We start from the raw sequence: 24807 nt of genomic DNA on the forward strand, positions 1-24807 counted from the left end.
AGGACCCGCCATGCACAGCTCCTCCAGACGGCTTCTCGCCGCTGTCTCCCCGTCGACCCTCATGGCCGTCGCCGGCACCGCCTGCTCCTCCGGTTCGGATAGCGCCGACGCGAAGGGCGCGGCCGGCGGCACGTACACGATCTGAGCCCCGTACCCGCAGTTCGACAAGAGCCGACCCCGGTCATCCGCCCCGCTCACATAGGAGCCGCAGCATGAAATCGCCCTGGACACGTCCCAGAGCCGCCACCCGCACCGGACGCCGAGCGACCTTGTCCGTGGCCGTCCTCCTGGCCGCCCTGGCCACGGCCCTGGTGCCCGCCGGCCCCTCACAGGCCGCGGACACCAGTGTCGCCGTCGACTTCGCCGCCGCCGGGGGCGCCCCCACCTACCGCGCCTCGGGCATGATCTACGGGCTGACTGTCGACGGGTCGCAACCGCCGGACCACTTCTTCAAAGACATCAAGTGGCACTTCGAGCGGGCCGGCGGCGCGCAGCTCAACGGTGGCGGCTACGCCACCAGCCTCGCCGAATACCGGACCCGCTGGAACGCCACCCTCGCCCAGTACCAGCGCACCAAGGCGCTCGGCGGAACCTTCGTCATCCTGCCGCACGACCTGTGGGGCGCCGACGGCACCACCAACACGGGCTTTCCCGGCGACAACGGCAACTGGACGCAGTTCGACAACTTCGTCAACCAGCTCATCTCCGACGTCAAAGCCAACAACATGACGGTGGAGTGGGACCTGTGGAACGAGCCGGACCTCAGCGGCTTCTGGGGCCGGTCCCAGAGCCAGTACCTGCAGATGTGGTCCCGCTTCCATGCCGCCGTGCGCGCAGGCCTCCCAGGGCAGGTCATCGTCGGCCCCAGCATCGCCAACCCGCCCAGCTCCTCCAACTCCTGGTGGACCACCTTCCTGAACCACGTCAAGGCGGGCAACGTCGCCCCCGACATCTACAGCTGGCATGCCATCCCGCACGACCCCGTCACGGCCGTCAGCAACGCCAACTCGACCCTCGCCGCCGCGGGCCTGACCAACACCCGGCCGTACCAGATCAACGAGTACGGCGGGCGCGAGCACCAGAACCCCGGTGGCGGCGGCTGGTTCATCAGCCGTCTGGAGCGGGCCGGCGCCGACGGCATGCGCTCCAACTGGGGAGGGGGTCCCAGCCTGCACGACTACGCGGCCGATCTGCTCACCAAGAACAGCTCCGGCCAGTACCTGCCGAAAGGTGAGTGGTTCCTCTACCGGTACTACGGCTCCCAGACCGGGAACATCGTGAACCTCACGCCCGGTGCGAACACCGACGGGCTGGCGACCAAGGACAACACGGCTCGCAACGCGAAGATCCTGCTGGGCAACAACGGCAACACCGGCAACGTCACCGTCAGCCTCAACCGCCTCGACACCACCTCGGTGGTGGAGAACAGCCGGGTACGTGCGATCGTCCAGCGCATACCGAACAACGGCGGCGGCGCGGTGACGGGTCCTGTGACGGTCTCCGACCAGACCCTGACAGTCAACGGCAACTCGGCCTCGGTGAGCGTGCCGTGGACGGACGCCTCCGACGGCTACACCGTCACGCTGCTGCCCCCGTCCAACACGACCGTCTCCACGGTCGCGGTGGTACAGCACAGCGGTCAGTGCCTGGACGACACCAACCTCAGCACCGCCGACGGCACGCAGTACCAGCAATACCACTGCGAGGGCGGCTACCAGCAGATGCTCGACCTCAGGCCGGTCGCCGGCCGGGCGAACACCTACACCGTCGTGAACGAGCACAGCGGTAAGTGCCTGGACGTCTCGGGCGCTTCCACCGCCGACGGTGCCGCCGTCATCCAGTGGACCTGCAGCGGCAGCACGAACCAGATGTTCACCCTCAGGCCCGTCAGCGCGCTCGGCAGCAGCAAGGATTACCAACTGGCCGCGGTGCACAGCGGCAAGTGCGTCGACGTCAGCGGGATCTCGACCGCGCCCAGCGCGGTGATCCACCAGTGGACATGCGACCCGGCGAGCGACCTGACCTGGAAGAAGAACCAGATCTGGCGCCTCCAGGGCATGGGCTGACCTGACCCCGGGCGGGGGCTCCCCGAGGTGCTGGGAGCCCCCGCCCGGGCCGGCCGCACTGACGCAACGGGCCTCGGTGACCGCGCCTGCACCACTGTGTCTGATCCGCTCCGGCAATGGGCCCGCCGGTCCAGCCGTCTGTGGGCTCTGAGCAACATCGAACCCGATGATCAGCTGTCGCCGGGGTCGCATGCCGTACTCCCAGTCCTGAGCCGTTTCAAGAGCGGCGCAGCCTAGGGGGATTTCGGCGTGCTTCGTGGGACGGAGGAGGCGAAACGGCGATCTTCAGCGCCTATAGCGCCCGCCCCGAGGCCGACGACGCGACAGATACCGCACGGCGTGATCCAGCAGCGGGATTGACGGCAGCCCCTGTACCGCTCCCCTTACCCTCCAGGCCGTAACACCTCCCGCGCTGCTATTGCCGCCCCGCGAGCTCCCGCCTTGTCCAGGTCGGGTACCACCGCGAAGGTCGCCGTGGCCGCTTGCTCAGGGCGAAGCAGCGTATGGCGCCGTACCTGGGTCAGAAGGCGGTTGCGGAAGTGCGGGCTTGCTTCGACCACTCCGCCGCCCAGGAAGTACGCGTGGGGGTCGGTGAAGTCGGCGGCGATGGTGAAGAGGGCGCCGATGGCCTTGGCCTGCTGGTCGAAGACCGCCAGCGCCAGGGGGTCGTCTCGTTCGGCGTAGGAGCGGAGCTGTTTCGCCGCTAGGTGTGCGTCGAGCGCGGCCAAGGGGTGGCCGGGGTAGCGGGTCAGCCAGTACGGGAGCAGGTTGCGTTCGATCGCCGTCAGGGACGCGATGCTCTCGATGTCGCCGGCCTTGCCGCAGTTGCAGTGCGGGAGCGGCTGGCCTTCGGCCAGCAGGCCGTCGAGGGGGATGCGGATGTGGCCCAGCTCGCCTGCCATGCCGCTCGCGCCTCGTACAACACGGCCCGACTCCACGACTCCGCCACCCAGACCCGTGCCGACGATCGCGGAGACGGAGGAGCGGTGCATCGCCTCGCTGCCGGAGCCTGCGTCGGGGAACTGGGCGAAATGGGTGTGGTGGGCGTACAGCGCCGCCGCGTTGGCGTCGTTGCTGTACACCACCGGGAGGCCGAGCTGCCCTTCCAAGGCGGCCCGGAAGTCGAAGCCCGCCCAGTCGGGGTGCGCGAAATTCGTCGCGCCCTTCGCCGAGATGACACCGTCCGCACTCGCCGGGCCGGGGGTGTCCAGGCCGACGCCGATGACGGACGAGCGGTCCGTCCCGGTATGCCGCAACACCTCGTCGAACGCCTCCTGCAGTGCCAGCAACGCCGCCCGGGGTCCCTCCTTCACCCGGCACGGCGACTCGAGCATCTCGGGCACCCCGAAGCGCCCGGCATCGTCAAGAAGGGTTGCGTTGTTGGTGGTGCCGCCGTTGTCGAGACCGACGATGTACCACGGGCCACGGATGCCCATGTTCGCCTCCTGATGCGTCGGCCTCCGGATGCCCCGGTGGCGCCAACCCCGTGTCCACCATGGCGCATTCGAGTGCGCGGCGACAGGGGCAAATGGGTCCCGGGGCGCCCCTCGCTTGGGCCGTACGACCCCTGCATGACCTCACCATTAACTAGTACATTCATAAATAGAGTGCGCAGAGCACGCAAACCCTCCGAACGCGCTTCCGGATACGCAGGATTCGGTACGCCGGGGGAGCACCATCCGGGGGATCGGGGGAGCGTCATGTTCGGCTGGTTGGATCGCCTCATCGGAATGACGGACGACGTACGGCCGGAGGAGGCTAGGCGCCTGGCCCGGCTGGCCGTCATCAGCGTCTTTGCCGCCATCAGCTGGATGGTCGGGGTGGGGCCGGTGGCCACGGGTGTCATCACCTGGGCTCCCGCGCTTGCCTTCGGGCTTGTCGCTGTCCTCGCCATGGCCATCGCGGTCGTCCGTACTATCTCCGCCAACCAGGAGGTCATGCGCAGGGTCGTCACCCAGTTACGCAAACCCACGTCGGCCGCTCACCACATCGGATGCCGCGTCGGCCGGCGTCGACTGGAAGTCGGCCTGCTGCATGTGACCGAGCAGACCATTGGACTGCCACTGACGTTACAGATCGGGCCGGTGGACGAGACCGAGCACGTGGTGTTCAAGGAGAAGGCGGACAACCAGGAGCGGTTCGACCACCACGACATGTACGAGAAGCTCGGTGACGCCCTGTACGAACAGATCGACCGCGCCGACCGTCAGCACATCAAGGTGGCATCGATCGGGGTCGCTGTACCCGGCGGAGTGGCGCCCAACAGCGGCCACTTCGACGGGGCGGTCCAAGGGGTCCCCTTCTTGGCCGGTGAACACGTGTCCCAGATCATCGCCGACGACCTGCTGAAGAAGTGCGGCCGGGACATGATCAAGCGGGTCTTCCAGACCGCGGACCGCGAATCGCTAATGGAGGTGATCCACCTCGACAACGACGCCCGCAGCGCCGCCCGTTGGCTGATCACCGCCCGAGGCGTCGACTGGACGGACTTCGTATGCGTCTTCGCGGGCACCGGGCTGGGATCCGGTCTGGTCTTCGACCGGCATATCTTCTACGGCGCCACCTTCCGCGCGGGTGAGGTGGGCCACGTCAACCTCAACGCCGGTGACCAACTCGTCCTGGGCGGCAAGACGTTGAAGCCTCGGCTGTGCTCCTGCGGTCAGGAGGGCTACCACTTTGAGTCGATGGCTGGCATCGGCGGCCTCGGCCACATCGCTGAGGCGCTGGACGCGGTGAAGCTGGCGGCGGTCGAGAGGAAGTTCCTGAGGGACCCGGCACGCGCGGCGACCGTCACTGGACTTGAACCGCACGAGAAAGCCGGCATGGTCCTACTCCGCGTGCTGCACGGCGTACACGACCCCGCTCTGCGCGCCATCGCCGCGGACCCGGACCTCCGCCCTTACCTCAAACGCCTGATGCAGCTGTACGGACAGCTCTTCGGCGTCGGCATCACGGCGATCCTCGATGCCCTCGACCTTCCGCATGTCGTCCTGTGCGGGACGATCCCCGAATTCCTTCAGGGCAACCCGGACTTCGTCTTCTCCTTCAAGGGATACCTGGGCTCCCATGTCATAGGCCGTGTCGCCGACTCAGAGTTCGGCAACATGCGCCAATGGGGCTGGCGTGGCGCCGCCCTGCTGCCTCGTGACCCGGACTATGTCAAGCGGCGATATCCCACGTGAGATGCCATCAGGGTTCCTGGAAGTCGATGAAATCCTGGCTGCCCCGAAGGAGTTTGATCACTCGGTCGCCGTTGATCACGGCGCCCCCACGCACGATGCGGCGTGATGGGGGCGAGATTAGCGGCGACCGGCGAGCCGGCTGTCGGAGGGATGTGACGGCGTGCCCGGTACGGAACCGCCGAGGAAGAGGTCCCTCAGCGCCCAGACGCAGGAGCCGAACAGGTCCGGGGACTTCTCCTAGGCCTCCGAGGCGCCGACGTACGTCGTCATCTGCTCCTCCGATGCCGCGAAGGTGCGCGGCGAGCCCGCGTGGCTGACGTGCGACTGCTCGTACAGCATCGCCACCGGCGCCGCCCGGGCGCGCTTGCCGCGGGTGGCGTGGACGACTCGGCACAGTGGGGTCCACTTCGGCCAGGAGTACGGGGAGGTAGTCGCCGCCGTTGTTGGCCTCGATGACCACGCAGTCCGCCTGGTGCTCGTGGTACAGGGCGGCGCGGCGCATCGCGGCCGTCGGCGTGTATCGGTCCTGCTCGGCGTGGAGGACGTGGCCGCGGGGACGGCGGTCGCCATACATCTGCTCCAGCGGGTAGGAGCGGTCGGCCACCGTGAAGGCGGTCAGGTCCGCGGAGTCCGTCGTCGTGACCGCCGGGTCGACGGCGACGACCGGACGGTTGAGCGGCGGGACCGCAGCACGGGCGACGCGGAAGCCCTCCACCTCGAACATCCACTGCTTCCACAGCGCGCCCTCGACGTCTTCGAGGAGTACGCCGTCCAGCTCCTGGCGCCCCAGGCGAGTGACGCCGTACTCGGAGTCGAGCTCGGCGAGCGCGGCGAGGGAGAGGCTGGCGCGGTTGTCCTCGGTGGTGCCAGTCGTCAGGCCCACAGTCGAGTCAGGGCGGCGGCCACGCTCCACCAGGCGCTTGACGTGGGGCCCGTTCATTGTAGGTGGCCGCAGCCGACGGGGCCTGCCGGCGGGACGCCAGGCCTTGCCCTTGCGGGGCACCGTATGACGCCAGGATCCGGTGCACGCGGCCATGCTTCTCGGCGATGCAAAGCCGGTGATGCCCCAGTCGGCGGGGGACGTCCGGGCGATCTGGCGGATGTGCTCACGCACCCGCTCGCCGATCACCCCGGCGTCCTCCGCTCCATATGGGGTGCAGAGCATCGGACCCCCGCTCGTTGAAGGCGTGGATCACGTCGCGAACGAGGTTCTCGCCGACGTGCATCAGCGAAGGACAATGCCGGCGATGCGGTCCACGTTCCTGTGTGCCGCGGGTCCCCTGGCTGCCAAAATGGGAAGCAGTGGAGCGGGCCGTTGCCCGTCGTGCTCAATTGCCTCACCAGTACCCCGCCCTTTTGCCAGCCCGCCCTGGTGGCCACCTTTGATCGGCATCACGGGCAGAATGGACGCGTGGCGCCTCTCACTCCGACCCGTTTCCGGCTGCCTCGTGGCGCTTGTGCTGACGCCGTGCTGGCTTTGGGGACGTTCGTGCTGCTGGCGATCGCCGAGGGGCAGCGGCCGCGCAGTGGCGAGGGCTCGATGCCCTCGCTGATCGTGTCCTGGCTGCTGATCGTCACGGTGTGCGGAGCGCTGCTGTTCCGGCGCCGATACCCGGCGACGGTGGGCTGGTTCACGGCGCTGGCCACCGGGGTCTACTACGTACTCAGTGCCGTCGACGGGCCGTTGGTCCTGGTCCCGATTGTGGCGCTGTACGCCATCGCGGCCCAGGGTCGGATGCGGTTGGCCGTCGCCATCGCGTCGGCGATGGTGATCGGTGTCGGCGTGGGCGCCATCATGACCCACAGCGATGTCACGGGTACTGCGGTGTTCATGCTCACCGGCTGGCTGGTCGCCGTCGTGGCGCTCGGCAGTGTGCGGCACGGTCGCGTGGCGTACGCCGAGGAGGAGGCGCGGCTGCGGGCCACCGAGGAACGGCTGCGCATCGCCCGAGAGTTGCACGATGTGATCGGGCACAACATTTCGATGATCAACGTTCAGTCGGGTGCGGCCCTGCATCGGTTGAAGAAGGATCCTGCGCAGGCTGAGGCGGCGCTCAGCGCCATCAAGGCGGGGAGTCGGGAGACCTTGCAGGAGCTGCGGGCCACTCTCGACGTGCTTCGCCGAGTCGACGAGGACGCGCCCAGGGCACCCGCGCCGGGTCTGGCCCGGGCCGATGCACTGGTGGCCTCGGCGAAGCTCGCGGGGCTCGCGGTGCGGATCGAGCGGACTGGGGCTGAGCGTGCGTTGCCCGCCCAAGTCGACCTGGCCGCATACCGTATCGTGCAGGAATCGTTGACCAATGCGGTCCGGCACAGCGGCGCCGGACAGGTCACGATCCGGCTCGCCTACGGGGATCGGGAGCTGACTGTGGCCGTCGAGGACGACGGCCGGGGTCCGGCAGCCCGCCCGGGCCGGCCGGGAGGCGGCAGCGGCATTGCCGGCATGACGGAGCGGGCGCGGGCACTGGGGGGCGAACTGGCCGCGGGTCCACGGCCGGAAGGCGGATTCGCGGTGCGGGCCCGGCTGCCGTACGGGATCACAGGAGAGCGATGGAGCGGAGCAGCCGATGATCAGGGTCCTGCTGGCGGATGACCACTGGCTGGTGAGGGCCGGGTTCCGGTCTGTGCTGGAGGACGAGGACGACATTGAGGTGGTGGGGGAGGCAGCGGACGGGCGAGCCGCGGTCTCAGCCTGTCGCGAGCTGAAGCCGGACGTGGTCCTGATGGACATCCGGATGCCGGGGATGGACGGTCTGGAGGCCTCCCAGGTGATCACGGGCGATGAGCAGCTGGCGGCGGTGAAGGTGGTCATCCTGACGACCTTCGATCTGGACGACTACGTGTACGGGGCACTGCGCGCCGGGGTGACCGGCTTCCTGGTGAAGGACACCGAGCCGGAGGAACTGCTGCACGCGGTGCGGGTCGCCGCCCGGGGCGATGCCCTGATCAGCCCGTCGGTCACCCGGCGGCTCATCGCCGAGTTCGCGGTCCGGGCCAAGAGCCCTCAGCCGGACCCTCGGCTCGATGTGCTCACCGACCGGGAGCGCGAGGTCATGCAGCTGGTGGCCGCGGGGCTCACGAACGACGAGATCGCCCAGCGGCTCGTGCTGCAAGTGTCGACGGCGAAGACGCACGTCAGCCGCATCCTGACGAAGCTGGGCGCACGAGACAGGTCACAACTCGTGGTCCTGGCATACGAGTCCGGAATGGTCAGTCCCGGCTGGCTGGAGGATTAGGCGGGCCCGGCCTCTTCCGCCAGGTCACTCACGCTTCCATCCCAGGACGTCACTACGGCCCCACGCGGGGCGCACCCGCCCTCGTACAGGTGCACCTGTGCCGGACGGGCGCGGCCGTACACGCTGCGGCAGTCCGGGGGATTCGCTGACCCGGCATGCCCGCGACCACGCGTGGCGCCTGAACCTGTACCTGGCTGACCACCTCGCCGGCCCGGAGGCGGCACGCATGTTCTGTCCCTTGCACGCGGTGCTCGAGTGCAAGGACCGCCTGGCAGACAGGGGCGACAGTGCGTCCATCCGCATGGTCACGCGTGGGCACGGGTGCCGTCCACGATCAGCACGGTGTCCTGAGCGAACCGCCTAGGGGCCTGCAGCGCGAGCGCCGGCCCCAGGTGGTCGACGATGTGGTCGGACGCGGATTTCGAGACGTCGGACAAGAGCGCCGGCTCCCGCAGCGTCAGGTTCGTGCTGCCGTGGGCTCAGCCCAGCGAACGGGGCCATCCATGAGGACACCGACGCTCTGATCACACTAGGCACGGCAAGATCGTCTCACCTGTCGTACCGGCAGTTGTCGAGCCAGTCTGCCCGTTCCTCACGATTGACGCCGCCATCGCCGTCCACCACGTAGGCCAACGCCTCCATGAAGGCAGCGCCCAACGGCCAAAGCCAGTGCGGCCCCACGGCAATAGCGCGACCAGTGGCTGAGATGTATGTGAGGAACTGGCTCGACCACATGCCCAAGGGGCTGAAGTTCTCTCCGTAGTGCCGCTCCAGCGTGGCCGCTTCCTCGGCGGCGTCGATGCAGGCGTCGACGGGGTCCACGTGCAAGCGCGAACCGGGGACACGGGACGAGGAGCTCCTGATCGTCAGCTCACCGAACTCGGCCCAGATCTCTACCGCCACGTCGTTGAGTTCGAACCCGGCTCCCGTCAGCTGCCGTGTCCAGTCCGTAACAGCGATCTATGGGCCCTCCCATTCGACCTTGTCTGTTGCTCCAGTCTGCCGCCCGTCCCGACCAATGGACAGGGTTGTTGGCTACACAGGCCTCGGAGATCGTTTACGGGCCACTCCTTCGATCGGCGGTCCGCGCGTGGGCGCCGTCCTACCTCCGGGGTACCGCGTCGGATACATCTGCCGGGGTACGCCTGGTGTCGTCTCGGGACGGACGATTTCGGACCGGTCGCGCCTGCACGATCAAAGGCATGAACGCACCTCACTCTTCCGGACGGGTCACGACCGCGATCGTCGGTGCTCTCGTCGGAGCTGCCGCCGGCATTCTGCTGGTCTCGGCCGCCGGGGCCCTGGCCTTGGAGGTCGACGGCCTGTTCGTCGGCCTGGCGATCGGCGTACCTGCCCTGTGCGGCGGTGTTGTGGGCGCGTTCCTCATGCCCGGCAACTCACGCTCGAATCCGAGGTAGTCACCATGTCTCCCAACCGCGGCGCACCCGCGCCCCTTGCCCCGCCTGCACCACCAGGCCGAGGAGGCCGGCGAACGAATGCGCGCGTCGGCCGGTTCGGTGCCCTGGCCGACTGGGCCCAGCGCCACCGCTGGGCCGCCCTGCTGCTCTGGGTGGCCGTCCTGGCCGTCGTCACGTTGGGCTCGACGGCCGCCGGCGCCGCGTACAAGAACAACTTCGCGCTGCCGGGCACCGACTCGCAGAAGGCCACCGACCTGTTCACCAAGCACGGTTCGGACCAGGCCGGGGACAGTGTCGAGATCGTCTTCAAGGACACCCGGGGCATTGACGAGCCCAAGGCCGCCGTGGAGAAGATGCTGGCCGAGGTCAAGCAATTGCCGGGCGTCGCCGAGGTGCGCAGTCCCTACGCCGACGCCTCTGCGGTGTCCAAGGACGGCACGATCGCCTACGCCACCGTCACGCTCGACGGCAAGGCCGAGTCCGTGCCGAAGGCGGAGGTCGCCGAGATCATCGAAACCGCCCAGGGCATCGAGTCAGGCAGTCTCCAGGTCGAGCTCGGTGGCGAAGCCGTGCGCGGCGCCGAGGACAAGGAAGCCCCGGTCGCGGAAATGGCCGGAATCGTGGCCGCTGTGATCATCCTCGGGCTGCTCTTCGGCTCCCTGGTGGCGGCGGCCGTCCCGCTGGTCACCGCTCTCTTCGCGGTCGGCTCGGCCCTCGGTCTGATCGTCCTTGCCTCGCACGTCTTCACCATCGCCGATTTCACGCCGCCCATCACGATGCTCGTCGGGCTCGGCGTCGGCGTCGACTACGCCCTGCTGATCTTCTACCGTTACCGGCAGGAACTCACCGACGGCGCCGAGCCGGCCGAAGCCACCCGTAAGGCCCTGGACGCCGCAGGACGTACGGTCTTCTTCGCCGGCTGCACGGTGATCATCGCCCTGCTGGGGCTGGTCGCTCTCGGTCTCGGCTCCCTGCAGGGGGTGGCCCTTTCCCTGGCGCTGACCGTGCTGACGACCATGGCCGCCTCGTTGATCCTGCTGCCCGCACTGCTGGCGGTCTTCGGCAGGCGCATCCAGCGCCATGTGCTCAAGCACGCGGCCAGGACCGAGGCCAAGGGCAAGGCCGAAGGACGCCGTTGGAGGGCCCTGGCCTCGGCGGTACAGCGGCGGCCGCTGCCCGCTCTGGTGGCCGCCACCATCGCCCTGCTGGCGCTGTCCGCACCGGCTCTGGGCATGCGGCTCGGCTTCGCCGACGCGGGCAACGATCCGAGGACCACGACGTCCCGGCAGGCGTACGACCTGCTCACCGAGGGCTTCGGCCCGGGTTTCAACGGTCCGCTGATCGTCCTCACGCAAGGAGACGCGGCGGCCGGCAAGGCCGTGTCGTCCGCACTGGCCAAGACCGAGGGGGTGGCGGCGGCCAGCCCCGCGGTGCCCTCCGAGGACGGCGCTCTGTCCACCGTGTTCGTCTACCCGACGACGTCACCGCAGGACAAGGGCACCGCCGACCTGGTGCACCACCTGCGCGAGGACCTGGCCCCGAAACTCGAGCAGGACACCGGTGCCGAGGTCCTGGTGGGCGGCGCCGTCGCAGGCTCCCAGGACTTCTCGGAGACCGTCTCCAAGCGGATGCCGATCTTCATCGCCGTGGTGGTCGGGCTGTCGTCGCTGCTCCTGATGATGGTCTTCCGGTCGATCCTGATCCCCCTCAAGGCAGCGCTGCTGAACCTGATCTCGATCGCCGCCGCGCTCGGCGCCATGACCCTGGTGTTCCAGCACGGTTTGTTCGGGGTGCAGCCGGGCCCGATCGAAGCCTTCCTCCCCGTGCTGATCTTCGCGATCGTGTTCGGGCTCTCCATGGACTACGAGGTGTTCCTCGTCGGGCGAATGCACGAGGAGTGGGAACGTACGAAGGACCATTCCCTCGCGGTACGGGAAGGACTGGCCTCCACCGGCAAGGTGATCACGGCGGCAGGCGCCATCATGATCGTGGTGTTCGGCGCCTTCATGCTGAGCGCCGACCGAATGCTCCAACAGTTCGGCCTGGGGCTTGCGGTGGCGATTCTGATGGACGCGCTGGTCATCCGCTGTCTGATGGTTCCGGCCCTCATGCAGCTGATGGGCAGGTGGGCCTGGTGGCTGCCCGCCCCGCTCGCCCGGTGGCTGCCCAAGGTGACGCTCGAAGCCCCTGCGGACAGCCCGTCGGCGGCCAAGGTGACCGCCGTTCCTTGATCGGCGGATTGCCCTGATCGCCGCTGCACGTCGAGCAGGCGGCGCGAGCCGCCCGGCACCCTCGGGGAAGCTCGCCCGACGGTCGTGCTCCTGGTGACGGTGGCCCACTGGTACCTCGGTACCAGTGGGCCACCGAAGAGTGGTCTGTGGTCCCAGCGATTCGGCTTTTCCCGCCCGTAGCTTCGAATGCAGAGGTCACGGCCCTTCCGTGGCCGTGATCGGAGCGGAGAAAGGGTGATCTCGATGATCGAAGCGCGCGAGCTGACCAAGCGCTACGGCGACAAGACGGCCGTGGACCGTCTGAGCTTTTCTGTCAAACCTGGTGAAGTGACCGGATTCCTCGGCCCCAACGGCGCGGGCAAGTCGACGACCATGCGCATGATCGCCGGTCTCGATGCCCCTACCGGGGGCGCAGTCACCGTCAATGGTCGCACCTACGCGGAGCACCCGGCGCCGCTGCACGAGATCGGCACTCTGCTCGAGGCCAAGTCCGTCCACCCGGGGCGCAGCGCGCGTAACCACCTGATGGCGTTGGCGCACACGCACGGCATCCCGCGCCGCCGGGTGGACGAAGTGATCGAGCTGGCAGGGCTGACCAGTGTGGCCGGCAAGCGGGTGGGTGCCTTCTCGCTCGGCATGGGGCAGCGGCTCGGTATCGCCGCAGCACTTCTTGGCGATCCGGAGATCGTCATGCTGGACGAGCCGGTCAACGGCCTGGATCCGGAGGGTGTGCTGTGGGTGCGCAACCTCCTGCGCGGGATGGCCGACGAGGGCCGGGCGGTGATGCTCTCCTCGCACCTGATGAGCGAGATGGCGCTGATCGCCGACCACTTGGTCATCGTCGGCCGCGGACGGCTGCTCGCGGACACCACGCTGGACGATTTCACGCGGACGGCCGCCGGCGGCGGCGTGAAGGTCGTCACCGACCAGGCGGAGCGGCTGCGCTCGTTCATCGCCGGCCCGGATGTGGTGATCACCTCCGACTCCGCCGAGGAGTTGGTGGTCTCCGGGCGCACTGCCCGGGAGATCGGAGTGATCGCCGCCTCGCACGGGGTGTCGCTGTATGAGCTGACCCCGCAGGCCGCTTCCCTGGAGACGGCCTTCATGGACCTCACCCGTGATGCTGTGGAGTACCACAGCGGACCCGTCGCCGGCGCGGGCACCGACCGGAAGGCGGCATGATGACCACCTCGTCTCTTTCCGAGGTAGCTGCCGCGTCGACGCCGGTGGGCAAGGTGACGCCTCGCGGGGTCGTGCGTTCGGAGTGGCTCAAGTTCTGGTCGCTGCGCTCCAGTTGGATCGCTCTGGCTGCCTCCCTGGTCGTGCTGCTCGCCTTCGGGGTGATCGCTTCCGCCACCTACAGTCCCCCCACGGCAGGGAACTCTGATCAGGGTATGGGCGACGGTTCCCGCGACGCGGTCAGCCTGGCCCTGATGGGCTCGCCGTTGGTGTCGCTGATCGTGGGCTCGCTGGGAGTGCTGCTGTTCGCGGGCGAGTACAGCACGGGCATGATCCGCTCCACGCTCACCGCGGTCCCCAGGCGGCTGCCGGTGCTGTTGTCCAAGGGTGTTGTGGTGGCGCTGCTGGTGCTGGTCCTTACCGCGATCGGCGCGCTGGTGGCGTTCGCGCTGGGCGCGGTCGGTCTGGACGGCGAGAAGATCTCCCTGTCGCTGGGGGATGAGGGTGTGCTGCGCAGCCTGCTCGGTTTCGGGGTGTACATGGCTCTGGTGGCGGTGTTCGGTGTGGCTCTGGGCGCGTTGCTGCGCTCTCCTGCCGGAGGTATCACCTCCCTGCTCGGCATCCTGATGATCCTGCCCAATCTGACCTCGCTGCTGCCCGACTCGATGGGCGACGCGCTCGAGCCGTACTTCCCCGGCACGGCTGGAGAGGCCATGTTCTCCCTGCACCGGTCGGCCGATTCGCTCTCGCCCGGTGCCGGGTTCGTGGTCTTCGCCGGCTGGGTGGCGCTCGCACTCTCCGCGGCGGCCTTCCGGCTGCAGCGGACCGACGCCTGAGCTGGGAAGTGGAGACCAGCGGGCTCATGAATCGGCACCGCCACGCGGCCCTTGCCGCGAATCGGGTCCGGGGGGCGGCAACCTCGATGCCCCCCGGATTCGAGGCCGGCGGGGGACACCCCCTGCTGGACTGGCTGCTGCGCCGCCGGCGCAGCCTCAAGCAGGTGGGCCGGCGGTATCCCTGGCTGCTCGACACCGCGGTGGTGCTGATCGTGGCGGTGATCGGGCTGACCGACCTGTTCTCCGACGGCGGCAGCGACGGCCCCTTCGGGGTGACCGAAGGCCGCGACGACCTGCCGGCCGCCGTCTCCTACGTGGTGTCCGCCGCGCTGATCGTGCCGCTGTGGTGGCGCCGCCGCGCCCCGGCCCCCGTGTATTTCGTGATCGCCCTGGTCACGCTTGTCCAGGGGGCGCTGGGCCTGCAGTTGGCGGCCGGCATCGCCGCGTTCATCGCCCTGTACACCATGGCCCGCTACGGTTCCCTGCGGCTGGTGGGCTGGGTCGCCGCCGTGGCCATCGCGCAGGAGACGGTTCCGGTTCTCGTACTGCTGCCGGCTGAGCGCTGGCTGCAGAGCCTGTTCTTCGAGCTGGGGACGATGACCGCGGCTGCCGCCGTCGGGCTGACGCTGCGTACCCGACAGCTGTATCTGACCGCGCTGGAAGACCGTGCCCGACGGCTGGAGATCGAACGCGACCAGCGTGAACAGCTCACCGTCGCCGCCGAACGTTCCCGCGTCGCCCGCGAGATGCACGACATCGTCGGCCACAATCTCTCCGTCATGATCAGTGTCGCCGACGGCGCCGCCACCCTCGCCGCCAACAGCGGTGAGCAGTCCGAACAGGCCCTGCGCATCCTCGGCGACACCGGCCGCCAGGCCATGAGTGAACTGCGGCGTGTCCTGGGCGTCCTGCGCGAGACGCAGCACGGCGACCGGCCGCTCAGCCCGCAGCCCGGCATCCGCGATCTGGACGCCCTGCTGGCCCGGGTCCGCACCGCGGGGCTGGGCGTCACCTACCGGAGCGTGGGCAACCTCGACACACTCGGCGGCAGCGTGCAGCTGACCGTCTACCGCATCGTCCAGGAAGCCCTGACCAACACCCTCAAGCATGCCGGTGCAGGCTCCACCGCCGAGGTCGCCGTGACCGCGGACGCCGGACAGGTCCGCATCCGGATCACCGACACCGGCGCCCCGCTGGAGGTGCCCGGGCCGTGGCCACGGCCGCAGGCCGACGATGCCGGGCACGGCGTGGTCGGCATCCGCCAGCGGGCCGCCCTGTACGGCGGCATCGCCACCGTCGGCCCGCGCGACGACCGGCCCGGCTGGATGGTCGATGTCGTACTTCACGCATCCGACGGGCCTGCCCCGCCGACACCAGGAGAAGAACCGCTGCCATGACCACTGTCCTGATCGCGGACGACCAGCCTCTGCAGCGCATGGGCTTCCGCATGCTCATCGAGGGCACCCCCGGCCTGACCTGCGTCGGCGAGGCCGGGCACGGTGCGCAGGCCGTCCGCATGGCAGCCGAACTGCGCCCCGACGTCGTCCTGATGGACATCCGCATGCCTGGCATGGACGGCCTGGAGGCAACCCGCCGGATCACCGCAGGCGGCGGTCGGACCCACATCCTCATCGTGACCACCTTCGACCTCGACGAGTACGCCCACGACGGACTGCGCGCCGGAGCCAGCGGCTTCCTGCTCAAGGACGCTCGCCCCGAGGAGATCGTCTCCGGCATCCACGCGGTCGCAACAGGCGACGCCGTCGTGGCCCCCAGCCTGACCCGGCGCCTGCTGGACGCCTACGCCCACCAGGTCCTCGCCCCGGCCGGCGCCCCTGTCGTCGAGGACCCCCGGCTGGCCACGCTCAGCGGCCGTGAGCGGGAGGTGCTCATGGCCATCGGCAGGGGCTGGAACAACGCAGAGATCGCCGAACGGCTCGTCCTGACCGAATCCACGGTGAAGAAGCACGTGGGCCGGGTCCTTGCCAAGATCGGAGCGAGGGACCGCATCCAGGCCGTGATCACCGCGTACGACGCGGGACTGGTTCGCACGAAGCCGTAGCAGGTCCGCCACGAAGTCGCTCACGGGTCTCCGCCGTGGTCACCGGCAGGGAGACTTCAGGGGCTAGGGAAGCAGCACGGTGAAGCGGGCACCTTCGCCGGGCGCCGTCCTGAGTTCTACGCGGCCGCCGTGGGCTCCCAGGATCGCGGCGGTGATGGCCAGTCCGAGTCCGGTGCCGCCGCGGGAGCGGGAGCGGGCCTCGTCGACCCGGTAGAACCGGTCGAAGATGTTCGGCGCGGCCTCCAGCGGCACGCCGGGACCTTGGTCGACCACTTCCAGTACGACGCGGCTGCCCGGCTCCAAGCTTCCCGCCACGGCCACGGGAGGTTCGGGCACCGTGACGGGCATGCCTACGCGGACGTGCACGGGAGTGCTGGGCGGGGTGTGGGCCATGGCGTTGCTGACGAGGTTCGTGATCACCTGACGCATCCGGTGTTCGTCCACGGTGACCCGGATCGGCTTTTCGGTGCTTTCCAGGATCAGCGGCCGCTCCGGGTCGCGGGCCCCGGCGTCGTGCACGGCGTCCTCGACGAGCGTGCAGATGTCGAGTTCGACCAGGTCAAGGGCGCGTTCCTGGTCGAGCCGGGCGAGCAGCAACATGTCGTCCACAAGGCGGCTCATCCGGATCGCCTCGTCTTCGATCCGGACCATCAGCCGGTCCACGTCGGCCCGGTCCGGCGCGCCGCCGCAGCGGTTGAGCTCGGCGAAGCCACGGATCGATGTCAGCGGGGTGTTGAGCTCGTGCGAGGCGTCCGCCACGAATCTGCGCAGCCGCTCCTCGGACCGTTCCCGTTGGCGCAGTGCGGAGGAAAGCCTGCTGAGCATGGTGTTCAGGGCGCCACCGAGCCGGCCGACCTCGGTGTGGGCATCCGACGCCACCCGCAGCTCGAGGTTGCCGCCGGCGATGTCCTCCGCCGTCTTCTCGATCTTGGTCAAGGGTCGCAGTCCAAGCAGTACCAGCAGGAACCCGACCCCGCCGACGATGAGCAGCAGAGCGGTCCCGACCCCGATCTCGATCCAGATCAGCTGCGTCACGGTCGCCTCGGTGGTCTCCGTCGACTGTGCGGCCACGATGATCCGCTGTCCGTCGGCCATCTCCCGCCTGGACACCACGACGCGCCAGTCGCCGCCGCCCTGCTTGTCGGCAACTGTGAACGGGTGCTCCTCGTACCGGTCGACGGTGGTCGAGTTGATCACCGGCAGGGCCGGCCCCGCCGTGGGCAGCTGGGCGGACAGCTCCGGCTTCCCGTTGGTGTACAGCACGTGGAGCGCGAACTCTGTGGGCAGACCGGTGGAGTTGCGCCGGTCCTCCGGCGACGGCTTCAACTGTCCCGGGCGGCCGTCCACCTGTTGCACGAGGACCCTGAGCTGGTTGTCCATCCGGGCGATCATGGAATCGCGGATCATCACGACGCTCGCGGCCCCGATGGCGCCCAGGCCGAGGGCGGCCAGCACCAGTAACGCCGCAACCAGGCGCGCCCGTAGGGTCCACGGTCTGCGCCACCGGTTCTTGCTCATCGTTCTTCCCTGGGCAGCCGCAGTGAGTAGCCGACGCCCCGGACGGTATGGATCAGCGATGGTTCCACCGAGTCGATCTTGCGGCGCAGATAGCTGATGTACGACTCGACGATCCGGCCGTCCCCGACGAATTCGTAGCTCCACACCCGGTCGAGGATCTGCGGTTTGCTGACCACCCGTTCGGCGTTGACCATGAGGTACCGCAACAGGTTGAACTCGGTGGGCGACAGCCGGACCAGCCGACCGGCCCGGTGGACCTCGTGGGCGTCCTCGTCGAGCACGAGATCGGCGTACCGGAGGGTGCCGTCGTCCTGCGGGACGTCGGTGCCGCTGCCTGTGCGCCGCAGGATCGCCCACAGCCGTAACACCACTTCTTCCAGGCTGAACGGCTTGGTCACGTAGTCGTCGCCGCCGGCTGTCAGGCCCGCGATCCGGTCTTCCACGGCGCCCCGGGCGGTCAGGAAGAGCACCGGCAACCGGTCATGCAAGGTACGGAGGTTGTGGGCGAGGCTGAAGCCGTCGGTGTCGGGCAGCATCACGTCCAGAATGACGATGTCCGGCCGTACACGCCGGGCCGTGGCCAGCGCTTCGGCTCCGCAGTTCGCCGCGTGCACGGAGAACCCGCTCAGCCGAAGCGCTGCCGACAGCAGCTCCAGGATGTTCGGTTCGTCGTCGACTACCAGGACGGTCGTCTCGCCACGTTGATGCTGGTCCACTTGACCAGCATCAACGACAAACCTGGGAACTTGCTGGGAACGCTGTGAATCAGGCGTCGGTGCACTCGTACAGTGTCCCGTTCTGGCCCGCGGTGAGCACAGGATGGCAGTTCTGCTTGATCCATTTGGTCCGCTCGATGAGCGTCTTTGCGTCCGTGTTCATCATCCCGCCGCCCGTGAGCACGAACCGCAGCCTGCCCTCGCGCACCCAGGTGGACAACTGGTCCACCGAGGGCACCGGGTCCTTGCCGTCGAACCCGCCCATGCCGACCACGCTCTGGCTGGTCGCGACGATGTACACCCCCGCGGCCTGGGAGCCGCCCTCGACCGCCAGCGTGATCCCCGCTCCGGACGAATGCGACTTGGCGTAGGACAGGATCTTGCGTTGCTCCGCCGTGAGTTCCCCGCTGTCCCAGCCGGCAGGCATCACCTCCTCCACCGGCCCCGCGGCCGGCAGGCTCGGGGTGCCAGCGGTGGAGACCGAACCGGCAGCGGACCACACGGCGGGTGCCAGCAGCACCGCGCCGAGCCCGAGCGCGATTCCCGCCTTCGGGACCTTGCGTAGCACCAGGGCCAGGATTGCCACCAGTGCGACCAGCACCACCGCGTAACGCAGCCAGCCGTGCCATGAGGTGTCCCGGGAGATGAGCACCCACGCCCATGCCGCGGTCACCGCGACGCCGGCGGGCAGCATGAACCGGCCCAGTCCGTGGCGCTCTTGGTACTTCTGGAACGCCCACACGGTGCCTGCGCCGACCAGTGCGCCGATCGCGGGTGCCATGAGCGTGGTGTAGTACGGGTGGAAGACGCCCTTCTGGTTGCTGAACACGAGCGCGTTCACCAGGAGCCAGCCGCCCCACAGCACCCAGCCTGCCCGGTGGGCGGGGTCCGCTGGGTCGCTGCGGCGCAGCCGCCGGAAGCCGAGCAGCGCCGCGAACGCCAGCGCGATCAGCGCCAGCGGCAGCAGCCAGCTGATCTGCCCGCCGACCGCGTCGCCGAACATCCGGCCCGCACCGGGCGGGCCGCCGAACGAGGCACCGCCTGCGCCGGGGCCGCCCCCGCCGGGGCCGCCTGCGCCGCCGGTGGCAGCCGCCCCGCCGGTGCCGTTCCCATCACCGCCGAACACGCGGCCGAGCCCGTTGTAGCCCAGGATCAGGTCCAGGGCCGTGCCGTCCGTGCTGCCGCCGACGTAGGGCTTCTTACCCGGCCACAGTCCGCATGCGGCGACCCACCACAGTGAGCTCGCCAGCAGCACCACGGCCGCACCGGCCAGGTCGAGCACCTGACGGCGCCAGTGCGCCTTGCTGCCGGCCAGGTACGCGGCGAAGAAGGCGGGAAGGACGATGTACGCGGCCGCCATCTTCGCCAGGAAGCCGCAACCGATCAGGAAGGCCGTGAACAGCAGCCACTTCGTCCGTGTGTGTGGTTCCAGTGCTTTGATCGCGCGAGTGATGGTGCAAGCCGCCGCGACGAGCGTGAGGACGAGCATGGTGTCGGTGTTGTTGGTGCGGGTGATCGCCACGGTGACCGGCGTGAGCGCGAAGACCAACGCGGCGATCAGTGCGGCCTTCTCACCCGCCCACATCCGGACCGCCCGGTGCAGCAGGAAGATCGCCGCGACGCCTTCGACCACCTGCGGCAGCAGCACGGACCACTGGTGGAAGCCGAAGATCTTCACCGAGACCACCTGCGGCCACAGCGCCAACGGCGGTTTGTCGATCGTGACCGTACCGGCCGGGTCGAACGAACCGAACAGGAAGTTCGTGAAGTTCGACGACATCGACTTGACCGCGGCCGTGTAGTACGTGTTGCCCCAGCTGTCGGTCCACAACACCCAGCCGTACAGCACCGTCCCGAGTACGAGGATCGCGATGAGCGCGTACGCCGGCCAGGGCCGGGGACGTTGCCGTGTCGGTGCAATGTGCACTGTCTGCTGCGCGTGACCGGTATCGGCGGCGGTCATACGTTTCCCTTTTCCTGTTTGAAGACCCAGCCACGCAGCAGGACGAACCGGCCGGCTGTGCCGAGCACGGACGCGCCGAGCAGCACGACCAGTTCGAGGAGACGCGAGGGTTCGGCCACTGCCGCGTGCAGAACCAGCAGCGCGGTCGATGTGAAGGCGTAGTAGAGGCCGAAGACGATGAGCCCTTGCAGGTGCGCTCTGCCGGACGAGCCACGGGAGCCGAGGAACGTGAACCGCCGGTTGGCCTCGGTGTTGAACATCGTGGTGACCACGAGCGCCAGCAGATTGGCCGCCAACGGGTGCATCGTCGGCCGCAGGAGCGCGTAGAGCAGCAGGGTGACCGCGGTGGAGACGAGGCCGATCGTGCCGAACGACAGCACTTGCCAGACCAGACCCGGGTCCCGTCGCGACAACACCGCGTCCGGGTGGGCCGCTTGGGGTTCCGGACGCCGCGGCAGGCCGGCGACTCTCGCGGTGCCGGCGGCCTTCGCCCGCGCCACCCGGATCAGACCCCGGATGTCCTCGAGCGCGGTCGATCCGATCCTGACCCGGGTGTCGATGTCCTCGACCCAGTCGACCGGAACCTCGTGCACCCGCAGTCCGTTGTGCTCGGCCAGCAGCAGCAGTTCGGTGTCGAAGAACCAGTTGTCGTCCTTGATGTGGCCGAGCAGCGGGCGGATCACGTCGGTGCGCGCGGCCTTGAAGCCGCACTGGGCGTCGGAGAACTTCGCGCCGTGGCTGAGCCGGATGAGCGCGTTGTAACCCCGGGAGATCAGCTCACGCTTCGGGCCGCGCACGGTCCTCGCGCTCGAGGCCAGCCGCGAGCCGATCGAGACGTCCGAGTGGCCGTTGACCAGTGGAGCCACCAGGGGCAGCAACGCGTCGAGGCCGGTCGACAGGTCGACGTCCATATAGGCCACCACGTCGGCGTCGCTCCATTGCCACGCGGTGCGCAGGGCCCGGCCACGGCCCTTCTCGTCGAGATGCAGCACACGAACCCGATCCGATGCCTCGGTCAGCTCGTTGGCGATCGCCAGGGTGGCGTCGGTGCTGGCGTTGTCGACGATGGTGATGGTCCACTCGAACGGCAACTGTTCGCCCAGATACGACGTCAGGACGTCCACGCAGCCGCGCAGCGCGCGTTCCTCGTTGTACACCGGGATCACGACGTCGACCGTGGCGGTCTTGGTCGCACCGGTCAGGTCCGGCGGTGTCGCCGGGGCAGGGGTGCCAGTCATGACCACAGGTGTGCCAGGCGTACCCGCAAGCAGCCTGGACGGGACCTGAAAGAAGCCTGGGAATCCGCGAGTTCGACTCCCAGGCAACTCGCACAAACGCGTCCTACGGTCGCGGCGTGTCAGCAGCATCGGAATCCGTCGAGAGCGACGAGAAACAGACGCGAACATCCCGCCGAGTGGGACTGATGGCTACAGCGGTCGTGCTAGCAGTCGTGGTCAGGGTCGCCATGTTCGACCACGAGTCCACCGACTACAAGTTCTTCGTCAAGGGCTGGTACGAATTCATTTCCACACACGGTGGATTCGGAGCGCTCAAGTACAGCTTCGCCGATTACAACGTCCCTTATCTGTACCTGATAGCGGCATTGACCTATCTGCCGATACCCGCACTCACCGGGATCAAGATCATCTCGGTGGCGTTCGACCTCGTACTGGCGTACTTCACCTACCGCATCGTCGCGCTGCGCCACACCGACCGCCGGCTGCCGGCACTGGCTGCCCTCATCGTGCTGTCCCTCCCCACCGTGGCGGCCAACAGCGCGATGTGGGGACAGGCCGACTCCATCTACGCCGCGTTCGGCCTCGGCGGCGTGTACTTCCTCCTGCGCCGGCGGCCATGGCCGGCCGGCGTCTTCTTCGGCCTGTCACTGGCCTTCAAGCTGCAGGCGGTCTTCTTGTTCCCGCTGCTCTTGGTCCTCGCTTTGAAGAAGTGGATCCCCTGGCGGGTACTGATGGCCGTCCCCGGGGTCGTCCTGCTCCTTGACGTGCCGGCGCTGCTGGTCGGAGCACCCATAGGGCGCCTGCTGTCGGTCTATGCGGACCAGACGAGCTCGTACACGCAGCTGTCCCTGCACGCGCCGTCGATCTACCAGTTCCTCCCGGCGAGCGCCGACGCGGAGGTGATCCGGCCCATCGGTATCGCGGTGACCGGGCTGGTGATTCTCGGGTTGTGCCTGGGCGTACTGCTCAGCCGAGTCAGGCTGACGACAGCGAAAGTCGTACTGCTGGGAGCAACTTCGGCCGTCCTCGTGCCGTTTCTCCTGCCGTCGATGCACGAGCGCTACTTCTACCTGGCCGAGGTGCTCACCGTGATCGCGGCGTTCCATCTGCCGCGTCGCCTCTGGTACGTGCCCGTCCTTGTGCAGGTGGCCTCGCTTCTCGCCTATCTGCACGTGCTGTTCCCGGCAGAGGATTCATCGCCCCCGGGAGACCTGCCAGGAGGGACCAGCCTTCCCGGCGGAGGGGCCATGCCGGGCGGTACGACAGGCGAGATGCCGAGCGAGATGCCGGCCGGGATGCCGAACCCGTTCGCGCCCACCCTGGAATTCCGGATCCTCGCTGCCCTCATGGCGGTTGCGGTCGTATCCGTGGCATGGACGGCATTCTGCGAGTTCCGGCGAGACTCCCCGTTGGGACCGCCCGAAACACAAACTCACGATGCGCTGAGTACACGGTGATCCACCAGGTTCCACCACGGAATTCCACGACCGACCGGAGGGAGTCAAATCATGTATGTGGCAGCCGCCGACCAGCCAGGGGGTCTCACCGGCCTGGTGATGGACACCATGGACCAGCTGGGCGGACCGGGCGCGGCGCTCCTCGTCGGCATCGACAACATCTTCCCGCCGATGCCGAGCGAACTGGTGCTGCCCCTGGCCGGTTTCGCCGCGAGCCAGGGCACCATGAGCCTGTTCATGGCGCTGTTCTGGACCACCCTCGGCTCCGTCGCCGGCGCCCTGCTCACCTACTGGCTGGGCGCCTGGCTCGGCCGTGACCGCGTCCGTTCCCTGATCAACCGTGCGCCCCTGATGAAGCCGTCAGACTTCGACCGCACCGAACGCTGGTTCCTCAAACACGGCACGAAGGCGGTCTTCTTCGGCCGGATGGTGCCGCTGTTCCGCAGCCTCATCTCGCTTCCTGCGGGCGTCGAACGGATGCCTGTGCTCCGGTTCCTGTGCCTGACCACGCTCGGCAGCTTGATCTGGAACGCCGGCTTCGTCGTGACCGGCTACCAGCTGGGCGCCAACTGGCAGGACGTGGACGCGTACGCGGGCGTCTTCCAGAAGGTGGTCATCGTAGTCGTCGCAATGGCAATCGTCGTGTTCGTGGCGGTCCGGATGCGTGAACGGAGACGAAGCGATGGCAATGTCCAGTAGCGGGTGGCTTGTTGAACTGGTCGGCTGCGCGGGACGCCGACAGAGCGGTGGTCGGAGCCAACTGCCGTGCGGAGTCCTGTTTGCGACGGGGCCGACCGCGGTCGGCCCCGCCAGCGCTCAAAAGGCGGAGTTCGGGGGCGTGTTGGGAGCAGGCGGGAGCAGCCGCCACGAAACGGCCGCCCAGACGTCGCGGACGCGCCGACTGTCCCATCGAGCGCAGCGGCCCCGGCGCTGCAGGATTCCGGAAATGACACCGACTCGACCGAGACATGACTGACAAGTCATCTCAATTGGCGCTCAAAGACGGGGGAATGCGTTGGCCGGTCTGGAGCAGCAACGGTTGAATACCGCCGTGGAGAGCACCTGGACACCGGCCCATCAAGCGGTGGAGAACGAGGACGCAGAGACCTTGGCTCAGCTGCTGGCCGAGGGAGCCGACCCCGACGAGGTGTGCGACAACATGACCCTTCTGACGCATGCCATTGACGCTGAAGGCGATGGGGCCCTGCAGAGCGGCGTCCCACTGACTGTGCATACCACCGCTGTGCTCCTGGCCTTCGGTGCTGACCCGCAACTCCCGGGGCCTGACGGGCAAAGGCCCATGGACCTGGCCCTTCACTATGACCACGACCTGGCAGTCAGGCTTTTGCAACGGCACATCAGCGGGTGAGGTGGCGCAGGCAGCTGAGGGTGCAGGCGATGCTGGTGAGGGCGGGAAAGTGTTCGGCCTTGGTTCGTAGCGGCGATGGAAACGGCGGCAGTCGGCCGGCTACGAGACGGCCCGTTCGACGTCCCAACGGTGGCGGTCCAGCCGCTGAGAGCTGCCCCTTCCCTTGCGGGTGATCCGATCCCGGATACCGCGTGCCGATAACCATCGCCGCAGGTGGCGTAGTCGTATCCCGCATGCGCATCTGCCCTTCTCGTCCGCACACTGACGCTCCGTCATGCGACATGCCGTCCCTGGCAGTTGAGGGAGCCACCGCAGGGGCAGCCTCTCTTCCAAGCC

The 24807-nt window shown here is 68.4% G+C and carries 21 protein-coding genes and 2 pseudogenes; 14 read left to right on the plus strand and 9 right to left on the minus strand.

Annotated elements, in window-relative coordinates; genetic code table 11:
• Positions 1-10 precede the first annotated feature (10 nt).
• Both PH203_RS37555 and PH203_RS37560 read left to right on the plus strand, forming a co-directional pair.
• Complete coding sequence (locus PH203_RS37555; RefSeq protein WP_289926079.1) at positions 11-145, plus strand: hypothetical protein; 135 nt, start codon at positions 11-13, stop codon at positions 143-145.
• A 67-nt stretch (positions 146-212) separates the two neighbouring features.
• Positions 213-2066, plus strand: coding sequence for an RICIN domain-containing protein (locus PH203_RS37560; protein ID WP_289926080.1), 1854 nt, complete (start codon positions 213-215; stop codon positions 2064-2066).
• A 383-nt stretch (positions 2067-2449) separates the two neighbouring features.
• On the opposite strand, the gene PH203_RS37565 is transcribed toward PH203_RS37560, so the two are convergent.
• A complete protein-coding gene (locus PH203_RS37565; RefSeq protein ID WP_289926081.1) occupies positions 2450-3502 on the minus strand; it encodes an ROK family protein in 1053 nt (350 codons plus the stop codon).
• A 294-nt stretch (positions 3503-3796) separates the two neighbouring features.
• Here PH203_RS37565 and PH203_RS37570 point away from each other — a divergent pair, with 294 nt between their 5' ends.
• Entirely contained in the window at positions 3797-5248 is a 1452-nt protein-coding gene (locus tag PH203_RS37570) for an ROK family protein (RefSeq protein WP_289926082.1), read from the plus strand.
• Between the two features lie 7 nt (positions 5249-5255).
• On the opposite strand, the gene PH203_RS37575 is transcribed toward PH203_RS37570, so the two are convergent.
• Positions 5256-6131: a hypothetical protein gene (locus tag PH203_RS37575; RefSeq protein WP_289926084.1), complete on the minus strand. Its 876-nt coding sequence runs from the start codon at positions 6129-6131 to the stop codon at positions 5256-5258.
• Positions 6132-6659: 528 nt separating this feature from the next.
• On the opposite strand from PH203_RS37575, the gene PH203_RS37580 reads away from it, so the two are divergent.
• Together PH203_RS37580 and PH203_RS37585 are read left to right on the plus strand one after the other, a co-directional pair.
• Complete coding sequence (locus PH203_RS37580) at positions 6660-7841, plus strand: sensor histidine kinase (RefSeq protein WP_289926219.1); 1182 nt, start codon at positions 6660-6662, stop codon at positions 7839-7841.
• On the plus strand, positions 7816-8484 hold the full coding sequence (locus PH203_RS37585) for a response regulator transcription factor (protein ID WP_289926085.1): 669 nt from the start codon (positions 7816-7818) through the stop codon (positions 8482-8484). Before PH203_RS37580 ends, PH203_RS37585 begins: the two co-directional genes overlap by 26 nt.
• A gap of 301 nt (positions 8485-8785) precedes the next feature.
• Here the strand turns inward: PH203_RS37585 and PH203_RS37590 are convergent.
• A pseudogene (locus PH203_RS37590) lies at positions 8786-9021 on the minus strand (IS5/IS1182 family transposase); the annotation flags it as partial.
• 12 nt (positions 9022-9033) lie between these two features.
• Entirely contained in the window at positions 9034-9444 is a 411-nt protein-coding gene (locus tag PH203_RS37595) for an SUKH-3 domain-containing protein (RefSeq protein WP_289926220.1), read from the minus strand.
• A gap of 242 nt (positions 9445-9686) precedes the next feature.
• Between PH203_RS37595 and PH203_RS37600 the strand changes: the two genes are divergently transcribed.
• From PH203_RS37600 to PH203_RS37625, 6 genes are all read left to right on the plus strand, one after another.
• Positions 9687-9902, plus strand: coding sequence for a hypothetical protein (locus PH203_RS37600; RefSeq protein ID WP_289926087.1), 216 nt, complete (start codon positions 9687-9689; stop codon positions 9900-9902).
• A gap of 5 nt (positions 9903-9907) precedes the next feature.
• A complete protein-coding gene (locus tag PH203_RS37605) occupies positions 9908-12133 on the plus strand; it encodes an MMPL family transporter (protein WP_289926090.1) in 2226 nt (741 codons plus the stop codon).
• Positions 12134-12376: 243 nt separating this feature from the next.
• The gene (locus PH203_RS37610; protein ID WP_289926091.1) at positions 12377-13315 is read left to right on the plus strand and encodes an ABC transporter ATP-binding protein; all 939 of its coding nucleotides are present in this window, start codon (positions 12377-12379) and stop codon (positions 13313-13315) included.
• Positions 13315-14148 (plus strand): ABC transporter permease subunit, encoded by an 834-nt coding sequence (locus tag PH203_RS37615; protein ID WP_289926093.1) that lies wholly within the window; start codon positions 13315-13317, stop codon positions 14146-14148. The genes PH203_RS37610 and PH203_RS37615 overlap by 1 nt, the downstream gene beginning before the upstream one ends.
• Before the next feature lie 86 nt (positions 14149-14234).
• Positions 14235-15545: a histidine kinase gene (locus PH203_RS37620; protein WP_289926094.1), complete on the plus strand. Its 1311-nt coding sequence runs from the start codon at positions 14235-14237 to the stop codon at positions 15543-15545.
• On the plus strand, positions 15542-16210 hold the full coding sequence (locus tag PH203_RS37625; RefSeq protein WP_289926097.1) for a response regulator transcription factor: 669 nt from the start codon (positions 15542-15544) through the stop codon (positions 16208-16210). Before PH203_RS37620 ends, PH203_RS37625 begins: the two co-directional genes overlap by 4 nt.
• A 63-nt stretch (positions 16211-16273) precedes the next feature.
• Here PH203_RS37625 and PH203_RS37630 read toward each other — a convergent pair whose 3' ends face one another.
• From PH203_RS37630 to PH203_RS37645, 4 genes are read right to left on the minus strand one after another with little or no spacing between them, the layout of a single operon-like run.
• Positions 16274-17728 carry a HAMP domain-containing sensor histidine kinase gene (locus tag PH203_RS37630; RefSeq protein ID WP_289926099.1) on the minus strand — a complete coding sequence of 485 codons (1455 nt, stop codon included), beginning with the start codon at positions 17726-17728 and terminating at the stop codon, positions 16274-16276.
• Positions 17725-18444 carry a response regulator transcription factor gene (locus tag PH203_RS37635; RefSeq protein WP_289926101.1) on the minus strand — a complete coding sequence of 240 codons (720 nt, stop codon included), beginning with the start codon at positions 18442-18444 and terminating at the stop codon, positions 17725-17727. The genes PH203_RS37630 and PH203_RS37635 overlap by 4 nt, the downstream gene beginning before the upstream one ends.
• A gap of 49 nt (positions 18445-18493) precedes the next feature.
• Positions 18494-20407 (minus strand): glycosyltransferase family 39 protein, encoded by a 1914-nt coding sequence (locus tag PH203_RS37640; RefSeq protein ID WP_289926103.1) that lies wholly within the window; start codon positions 20405-20407, stop codon positions 18494-18496.
• Positions 20404-21645: a bifunctional glycosyltransferase family 2/GtrA family protein gene (locus PH203_RS37645; RefSeq protein ID WP_289926104.1), complete on the minus strand. Its 1242-nt coding sequence runs from the start codon at positions 21643-21645 to the stop codon at positions 20404-20406. The genes PH203_RS37640 and PH203_RS37645 overlap by 4 nt, the downstream gene beginning before the upstream one ends.
• 185 nt (positions 21646-21830) lie before the next feature.
• Here PH203_RS37645 and PH203_RS37650 point away from each other — a divergent pair, with 185 nt between their 5' ends.
• The 3 genes from PH203_RS37650 (at position 21831) to PH203_RS37660 (ending at position 24471) form a co-directional block, all read left to right on the plus strand.
• A complete protein-coding gene (locus tag PH203_RS37650) occupies positions 21831-23102 on the plus strand; it encodes a glycosyltransferase 87 family protein (RefSeq protein WP_289926105.1) in 1272 nt (423 codons plus the stop codon).
• 51 nt (positions 23103-23153) lie between these two features.
• Positions 23154-23801 (plus strand): DedA family protein, encoded by a 648-nt coding sequence (locus tag PH203_RS37655; protein WP_289926106.1) that lies wholly within the window; start codon positions 23154-23156, stop codon positions 23799-23801.
• 352 nt (positions 23802-24153) lie between these two features.
• Entirely contained in the window at positions 24154-24471 is a 318-nt protein-coding gene (locus tag PH203_RS37660; RefSeq protein ID WP_289926221.1) for an ankyrin repeat domain-containing protein, read from the plus strand.
• Here PH203_RS37660 and PH203_RS37665 read toward each other — a convergent pair.
• Positions 24461-24690, minus strand: a pseudogene (locus PH203_RS37665) (IS5/IS1182 family transposase); the annotation flags it as partial. The gene PH203_RS37660 and the pseudogene PH203_RS37665 overlap by 11 nt on opposite strands.
• Between the last annotated feature and the right edge of the window lie 117 nt (positions 24691-24807).

Source organism: Streptomyces sp. S.PB5, assembly GCF_030403745.1.
Classification (GTDB): Bacteria; Actinomycetota; Actinomycetes; order Streptomycetales; family Streptomycetaceae; genus Streptomyces.

What these genes read in the sequence shown, in the direction of transcription:
- PH203_RS37655 (WP_289926106.1), top strand. Translation starts at nt 23,154, where the DNA reads ATGTATGTGGCAGCCGCCGACCAGCCAGGGGGTCTCACCGGCCTGGTG.
- PH203_RS37605 (WP_289926090.1), top strand. Translation starts at nt 9,908, where the DNA reads ATGTCTCCCAACCGCGGCGCACCCGCGCCCCTTGCCCCGCCTGCACCA.
- PH203_RS37615 (WP_289926093.1), top strand. Translation starts at nt 13,315, where the DNA reads ATGACCACCTCGTCTCTTTCCGAGGTAGCTGCCGCGTCGACGCCGGTG.
- PH203_RS37585 (WP_289926085.1), top strand. Translation starts at nt 7,816, where the DNA reads ATGATCAGGGTCCTGCTGGCGGATGACCACTGGCTGGTGAGGGCCGGG.
- PH203_RS37630 (WP_289926099.1), bottom strand. Translation starts at nt 17,728, where the DNA reads ATGAGCAAGAACCGGTGGCGCAGACCGTGGACCCTACGGGCGCGCCTG.
- PH203_RS37650 (WP_289926105.1), top strand. Translation starts at nt 21,831, where the DNA reads ATGGCTACAGCGGTCGTGCTAGCAGTCGTGGTCAGGGTCGCCATGTTC.
- PH203_RS37560 (WP_289926080.1), top strand. Translation starts at nt 213, where the DNA reads ATGAAATCGCCCTGGACACGTCCCAGAGCCGCCACCCGCACCGGACGC.
- PH203_RS37570 (WP_289926082.1), top strand. Translation starts at nt 3,797, where the DNA reads ATGACGGACGACGTACGGCCGGAGGAGGCTAGGCGCCTGGCCCGGCTG.
- PH203_RS37565 (WP_289926081.1), bottom strand. Translation starts at nt 3,502, where the DNA reads ATGGGCATCCGTGGCCCGTGGTACATCGTCGGTCTCGACAACGGCGGC.
- PH203_RS37620 (WP_289926094.1), top strand. Translation starts at nt 14,235, where the DNA reads ATGCCCCCCGGATTCGAGGCCGGCGGGGGACACCCCCTGCTGGACTGG.
- PH203_RS37555 (WP_289926079.1), top strand. Translation starts at nt 11, where the DNA reads ATGCACAGCTCCTCCAGACGGCTTCTCGCCGCTGTCTCCCCGTCGACC.
- PH203_RS37600 (WP_289926087.1), top strand. Translation starts at nt 9,687, where the DNA reads ATGAACGCACCTCACTCTTCCGGACGGGTCACGACCGCGATCGTCGGT.
- PH203_RS37625 (WP_289926097.1), top strand. Translation starts at nt 15,542, where the DNA reads ATGACCACTGTCCTGATCGCGGACGACCAGCCTCTGCAGCGCATGGGC.
- PH203_RS37645 (WP_289926104.1), bottom strand. Translation starts at nt 21,645, where the DNA reads ATGACTGGCACCCCTGCCCCGGCGACACCGCCGGACCTGACCGGTGCG.
- PH203_RS37640 (WP_289926103.1), bottom strand. Translation starts at nt 20,407, where the DNA reads ATGACCGCCGCCGATACCGGTCACGCGCAGCAGACAGTGCACATTGCA.
- PH203_RS37610 (WP_289926091.1), top strand. Translation starts at nt 12,377, where the DNA reads ATGATCGAAGCGCGCGAGCTGACCAAGCGCTACGGCGACAAGACGGCC.